Genomic DNA, 6154 nt, shown 5'->3' on the forward strand with positions numbered 1-6154 from the left:
ACGGGGTGCCACGTGCCTACGCGTGTGGAGTTCAGGCGTGTGCTCTTCGGGTCCCGGGCGCCTCGGGCGTTCGGGCGGGGTGCGCGGGCGGTGGCGGCGCCGGTGTCGGCGCCGGGATCGGCGGCGGCGACCGTGGTCGCGGCGGCAGGGCCGGGGTCGGCGGGATCGGCGGACGTCAGAGATTTCGGCACGCCGAAACTCTAACCCGATTTCGGTGCGCCGAAAACCCTGAATGCGTCAGGCTGCGGCATCCTCCCGGTCCGGGCGCGTCGACGGGAGCGGATGCGGTCCGACGCGCTGCGTCGGCGTCCCGGGAGCGGGCGGCTCCGGGACCGGCGCCTCGACGGAGGGCGTCTCGGGTGCGGATGCCTCGGGTGCGGATTCCTCCGCCTCCGGAAGATCGGGCGGCGGCGCCCCGACCGTCTGCGGTTCCGCGGAATGCGGAGCCGCGGGCTGCGGCGCTGCCGTCCCGCGACGCGCGGACGGATCGGGCTCGTCGAGGAGCGCCTCGCGCACGATACGGCGCGGGTCGTACTGCCGCGGATCGAGCTTGCGCCAGTCGAGGTCGCCGAGGTCGTCGCCCACCTCGTCGCGCACCTTCGCCGTCGTGTCGTCGGCGAAGTCGCGCAGTTTGCGGACCGCCCGCTTGAGCCAGGCGGCCGCCTCGGGCAGCCGCGACGGCCCGATGAGGAACGCCGCGACGATGCCGATCAGCAGGAGTTTCTCGAACGTGAGGCCGAACATCGGCGCTCCCCTCGATCAGGCCGGTGTCAGGCGGCGGGCGTCGAGCCGTTCTGCGGGGCGGCCGCGTGCCGGACGTCGTCCGCGGCGAGCGGTGCGACGGGCGCGACCGCCCCGACGGGCGCGGCCGCCGTCGACGTCGCCGGCGCAGTCGCGGCCGGAGTCGTCGCCGCGGCGTCATCCTCGCGGAGCCCGCGCATCTCACCCTTCAGCACGCGCGCCGACTGGCCGATGCTCTTGGCGAGGGCGGGGAGCTTCGCAGCTCCGAACACCACGAGGACGATGACGAGCAGGATGACGAGGTGCCATCCACCGAGATTCTGGAGCATCTTCGGCCCTCCTTCGGGCTTCGCACGGGCCGCATCGTCGCGGTGGCCGCAGGCGAATCGTCTCGGTCCGTACCGTTTCCTGAGAGCGGCCGAACATCGAGCTGATTTGCTCGGGAGATCGTAATAGATGCAATGCGTCGGCGACAAGCATCCGGCGAGGATTCATGTTCTCATCGTTTCTCACGCAACTTTTGATTGACGTTCGGACGAAACTTAGTCCAGGATGACCACAGCGCGGGGGACGAGAACGCGGCCGCACGAACCGGGCCGGCATTCGCCGAGGAAGTCCGACGACGAGGTCGCGATGTCCCGCAGAGCCACTCGATGACGAGGGGAAGGGGGGTGCAGGGCACCGCGAGCGGCGAGAACGCCCGCGCAGACACAAGACCGGGCCACCGATTACGTCGTTGCAGCGACGAATGATGACCCGGTCGAAACGCATCCATCCGGCTGTACCACCGACAGGAGTAGTTTCGCGATGAATCCTAACCCCAGGCGCTTGCGCCGACCCTGGCTCGCGGCCACGACGGCCGCCCTGGTCGGCGCCGTCGTATTCACCGGGTCGCCCGCCATGGCGCACCCCGGCCACGAGCACGACCCCGCGGCGGACGCCGCCGCGGTGGACTGGTCGAACTACGAGAAGGTCCTGCTCACGAAGAACGTGGGCGAGCCGATCGACCTCGCCGTCCTCCCCGACAAGCGGGTGCTGCACACCGCCCGCAACGGCGACCTCCGAGTGACGGACCCGTCGACCGGCGTGACCCGGATCACCAACACGCTCCCGGTGTACGCCAACTCCGAGGACGGCCTCCAGACGGTCGCCATCGACCCCGACTTCGCCGAGAACGGCTGGGTCTACCTCGTCTACGCACCCCGCGACGCGGACGGCGACGGCGTCGCGGACACGCCCGTCGGCAACGCGCCGAACAGCCTGCCGGCCGGCGCCGACGAGAGCTACTGGGACCAGTGGGTCGGCGTCAACCGCCTCGCCCGCTTCCAGTGGGACGGCAACGCCCTCGACCTCGCCTCCGAACAGGTCATCCTCGACGTCGAGGTGCAGCGCGGTCAGTGCTGCCACGTCGGCGCCGACATCGACTGGGACGGCGACGGCAACCTCTACCTGAGCACCGGCGACAACACGCCCGCGAGCACCCCCGGTGCCAACGGCTTCGCGCCGAACAACGACGCTCCCGGCATGAACCCCGGCTTCGACTCGCGTCGAGGTGCGGGCAACACGAACGACCTGCGCGGCAAGATCCTCCGGATCGACGTGCAGGAGGACGGCTCGTACACGATCCCCGAGGGCAACCTGTTCGCCCCCGGCACGGCGAACACCCGCCCCGAGATCTTCATCATGGGCGTGCGCAACCCGTTCCGCATCGACGTCGACGCAGAGACCAACTCGATCTCGTGGGGCGACTACGGCCCCGACGCGACCGCTGCCACCGCCGCGACCGCGGGCCGCGGCCCGATGGGCCTCGTCGAGTGGAACGTCGCGAGCCTCGACGAGCCGCACAACGCGGGCTGGCCGTACTTCACCGGGAACAACTTCGCGTACAACGACTGGGACTACGCCACGTCGACGCCGGGCGCGTTCTTCGATGCGGCCAACCTCGTCAACGACTCGCGCTGGAACACCGGCCTCTCGTCGCTTCCCGCGCCGCGCCCGGCCACGGTGTACTACGGCGACAACCCCGGCGACCAGCCGTGGAACGAGCTCGTGAACTTCGGCACCGGCAGCGGCCAGGGCCCGATGGGCGGGCCGGTCTACCACTACGACGCCGCGAACCCGTCGCAGACGAAGTTCCCCGAGTACTGGTCGGGCAAGGCGTTCATGGGCGAGTTCAGCCAGGACTACATCGCCGCCTTCACGGTCGACTGGAACACCTTCGGCGTCACCAAGATCGAGGACTTCCTGCCGAACACGGCGCTCAGCTCCGCGGGACAGCCCATCCACGACAACCCGATGGACATCGAGTTCGGTCCGGACGGGTCGATGTACGTGCTCGACTACGGCGACGGCTTCTTCCGCGCGAACCCCGATGCGGGGCTCTACCGGATCGACTACGCCGAGGGCAACAAGGCGCCGCAGGCGCGGTTCACCGCCACGCCGAACTCGTCCTCCGGTGCGCCGCTCACCGCGCAGTTCGACGCCTCGACCTCGACCGACCCCGACGGCGACCCCCTCACCTACGAGTGGGACGTCGACGGCAACGGGTCGTTCGAGCACACCGGCGCGACGATCAGCCACACCTACACCGAGCTCGGCGCTTACACCGCCCGGCTCCGCGTCACCGACGACTCGGGCAAGTTCACCTTGACGAGCCGGGTCATCTCGGTGGGCAACCAGGCACCGGTCGTGACGGTCGACTACCCGCTCGCGGGCTCGTTCTTCGACTGGGGTCAGGCGATCCCGTTCAAGGTGAGCACGAACGACGCCGAGGACGGCACCGCGACGACCTGCACCCGGGTCGCCTGGACCTACGGCCTCGGTCACGACGAGCACGCGCACCCCGAGTCGACGGGAACGGGCTGCACGGGCGCCTGGCGCACCGACCCCAACTCGCCTGAGCACGGGGCCGGCGCGAACCTCTACGCGGCCGTCGTCGTGAACTACACCGACAACGGCGCCAACGGGCTGCCTGCGGCTGCGGGCGAGGCGGCGTTCCGCCTCAACCCGAAGCTGCAGCAGGCCGAGTACGCGCAGCGCCAGGGCGTCGTCGTCTACGCGGACGAGACGGCCTCGGCCGGCAATGCGATCCGCGGCCTCGGCACCGGCGACTACCTCCGCTACGACCCGGTGAGCTTCTCCGGGATCAGCGGAGCCGTCGTCCGCGCCAACGGCGGCGGCGAGCTCCAGCTGCGCTGGGGTTCCGCCACGGCCGCGCCGTTCGCCACGGTCGCCATCCCCGGCGGTGCCGGCTGGAAGGACGTCCCGGTGAGCTTCACCGCGCCGACCGGAACCGGCCAGCTGTTCGTGACGTCCGCGTCCGAGCTCGCGGTCGACTCGATCACGATGGTGGGCAACGGCGTCGGCGACGTCACCGCGCCGACCGTCGCGCACACGCTCGCACCGGCCGCCCCCACGGGCGTCGGCGGCGTGTTCAACGTGCCGGTGCGCTTCGCGGTGCAGGCCGCCGACAACGGCGCGCTCTCGACGGTGCAGTACTCGACCAACGCGGGCCAGACGTGGACGAACCTCGCGGCCAACCAGCAGTACGGCGTGACGTTCAACCAGAACGGCACGTACAACCTGCAGTACCGCGCCACCGACACGGGCGGCAACGTCTCGACGGTGGGTTCGGTCGCGTTCACGATCGACCTGGACGCGCCGAACGAACCGACCGTCGACAGCACCACCCTCGTCACGCTCGGCTCCCCGCGGGCCAGCTACGGCGACTCGACGGACGTCGTGGTCGCGGTCACCGGCGCGGGCGGCACCCCGACCGGCGAGGTCGTCCTGACCTCCGCCGGCACCGAGGTCGGCCGCGGCACCCTCGGGGCCGACGGCAAGGCGACGATCGCGCTGGCCGCCGACCTCCCGGTCGGCACGCACACCCTGGTCGCGACATACGGGGCGGACGAGGTCTTCAAGACCTCGTCGGGCACCGCACGCCTCACGGTGTCGCAGACCAAGTCGATCGTGTCGGGCGAGGTCGCTCCGAACCCGGTCAAGCCGAACGTGGCCGCCAAGGCCACGATCCACGTCGCGTCGACCACGGGCATCGTCCCGACGGGCGACGTCACGGTCAAGGTGCTGAAGAGCACCTCGACGGTCGCGACCCTCACCGGAACGCTCGACGCGTCCGGCGACGTCGTGATCACCCTGCCGAAGCTCGCGGTCGGCAGCTACCAGGTCCAGGCGACGTACGACGGCTCCGCCGGCGTCGCGAAGAACTCGGCGACGTTCGCCCTGAGCGTCCGCCAGTAACCGGTCGGGCGGCGGTCCCCCGGGGCCGCCGCCCGAACCCGACCGCCCTGGACCTCAGGACGGGATCACTCGAAGGAGAGAGATGAGTCACCAACACGCTCACGGGCACCCGACGGTCTCGGCCAAGCCGATGAGCCGCCGGACCCTGTTCCAGGCGCTCGCAGCATCCTCGGTCGCGGTCGGCGTCGGAGCGGCGCTCGCCCCGACGGCGGCCTCCGCCCTCGGCGTCCAGGCCGCGGCCCCCACCGTCAGCGGCGGTCCCCGCCTCGTGCCGGCCAACCGCATCGGCATCCAGCTCTTCTCGGTCCGCGACAAGCTCTCGGGGGCGGCCTCGATCGGCTTCCGTCAGCTGTTCGAGGAGCTCAGCGCCATCGGCTACTCGGAGGTCGAGTTCGCCGGCTACACCCAGGGCGGTGCCGGCGCGATCACCCCGCAGGAGATCCGCCAGCTGCTCGACGACAACGGTCTCAAAGCCATCGGCTCCCACACGAACCTCAGTCCGACCAATATCGACGCGCAGATCGAGATCGCCAGCATCCTCGGCATGAAGAACCTCGGGCAGGGCGGTGCGATCGCCTCGACCACGGCCACCGGGCGCACGGACGCCGCCTGGACGGCGGCGTGCCAGACCTGGAACGAGATGGGCGTGAAGGCCAAGGCCGCGGGCATCAAGCTCTACACGCACACCCACCAGCAGGAGTGGAACTACACGATCGACACCAACCGCCGCATCTACGACCTGATGTGGGAGGAGTTCGACCCCTCGCTCGTGACGTTCGAGATGGACATCTACTGGGCGTACGTGGGCCGGCACCTGTTCCCCGGATTCGAGCCGATCGACTACATCAAGCGCGACCCCCGTCGTTTCCCGTTGCTGCACCTGAAGGACGGCAAGCTCAACCCGGCCAGCGCGAACGGCTACGACATCATCGAGTTCGGCGCCGGCGACATCCCCTACGGCGACATCCTCGCCCAGCTCCGCGACCGCGGGCAGCGCACCGGCATCTGGGAGCAGGACAACGCCGGCTCGACCGCGGTTCCCCCGAACACGGTCAACTCGCTCGGCAATGCCGGTCGCAGCTACGAGAACCTCGCCGCGCTTCGCGGCTGATCTGGATCAGGAGATCTTTCGATGAAGAGCAAGTGGAAGGCG

The 6154-nt window shown here is 70.2% G+C and carries 4 protein-coding genes and 1 pseudogene; 2 read left to right on the forward strand and 3 right to left on the reverse strand.

Going from position 1 to position 6154, the window contains the following annotated elements; all coding sequences use genetic code 11:
• From GB864_RS18670 to GB864_RS17645, 3 genes and pseudogenes are all read right to left on the reverse strand, one after another.
• Positions 1-191, reverse strand: a pseudogene (locus GB864_RS18670) (hypothetical protein); the annotation flags it as partial.
• A 46-nt stretch (positions 192-237) separates the two neighbouring features.
• Positions 238-744 (reverse strand): twin-arginine translocase TatA/TatE family subunit, encoded by a 507-nt coding sequence (locus GB864_RS17640; RefSeq protein ID WP_160427001.1) that lies wholly within the window; start codon positions 742-744, stop codon positions 238-240.
• A gap of 26 nt (positions 745-770) precedes the next feature.
• Positions 771-1070, reverse strand: coding sequence for a twin-arginine translocase TatA/TatE family subunit (locus tag GB864_RS17645; RefSeq protein ID WP_160427002.1), 300 nt, complete (start codon positions 1068-1070; stop codon positions 771-773).
• Between the two features lie 499 nt (positions 1071-1569).
• Between GB864_RS17645 and GB864_RS17650 the strand changes: the two genes are divergently transcribed.
• Positions 1570-5001 carry a PQQ-dependent sugar dehydrogenase gene (locus GB864_RS17650; protein WP_236779233.1) on the forward strand — a complete coding sequence of 1144 codons (3432 nt, stop codon included), beginning with the start codon at positions 1570-1572 and terminating at the stop codon, positions 4999-5001.
• Positions 5002-5083: 82 nt separating this feature from the next.
• Positions 5084-6112, forward strand: a complete 1029-nt coding sequence (locus tag GB864_RS17655; protein WP_236779234.1) for a sugar phosphate isomerase/epimerase family protein — start codon at positions 5084-5086, stop codon at positions 6110-6112.
• Positions 6113-6154 lie beyond the last annotated feature (42 nt).

The sequence above is a fragment of the Agromyces seonyuensis genome (genome assembly GCF_009789225.1).
Lineage (GTDB): Bacteria > Actinomycetota > Actinomycetes > Actinomycetales > Microbacteriaceae > Agromyces > Agromyces seonyuensis.

What these genes read in the sequence shown, in the direction of transcription:
- GB864_RS17640 (WP_160427001.1), bottom strand. Translation starts at nt 744, where the DNA reads ATGTTCGGCCTCACGTTCGAGAAACTCCTGCTGATCGGCATCGTCGCG.
- GB864_RS17645 (WP_160427002.1), bottom strand. Translation starts at nt 1,070, where the DNA reads ATGCTCCAGAATCTCGGTGGATGGCACCTCGTCATCCTGCTCGTCATC.
- GB864_RS17655 (WP_236779234.1), top strand. Translation starts at nt 5,084, where the DNA reads ATGAGTCACCAACACGCTCACGGGCACCCGACGGTCTCGGCCAAGCCG.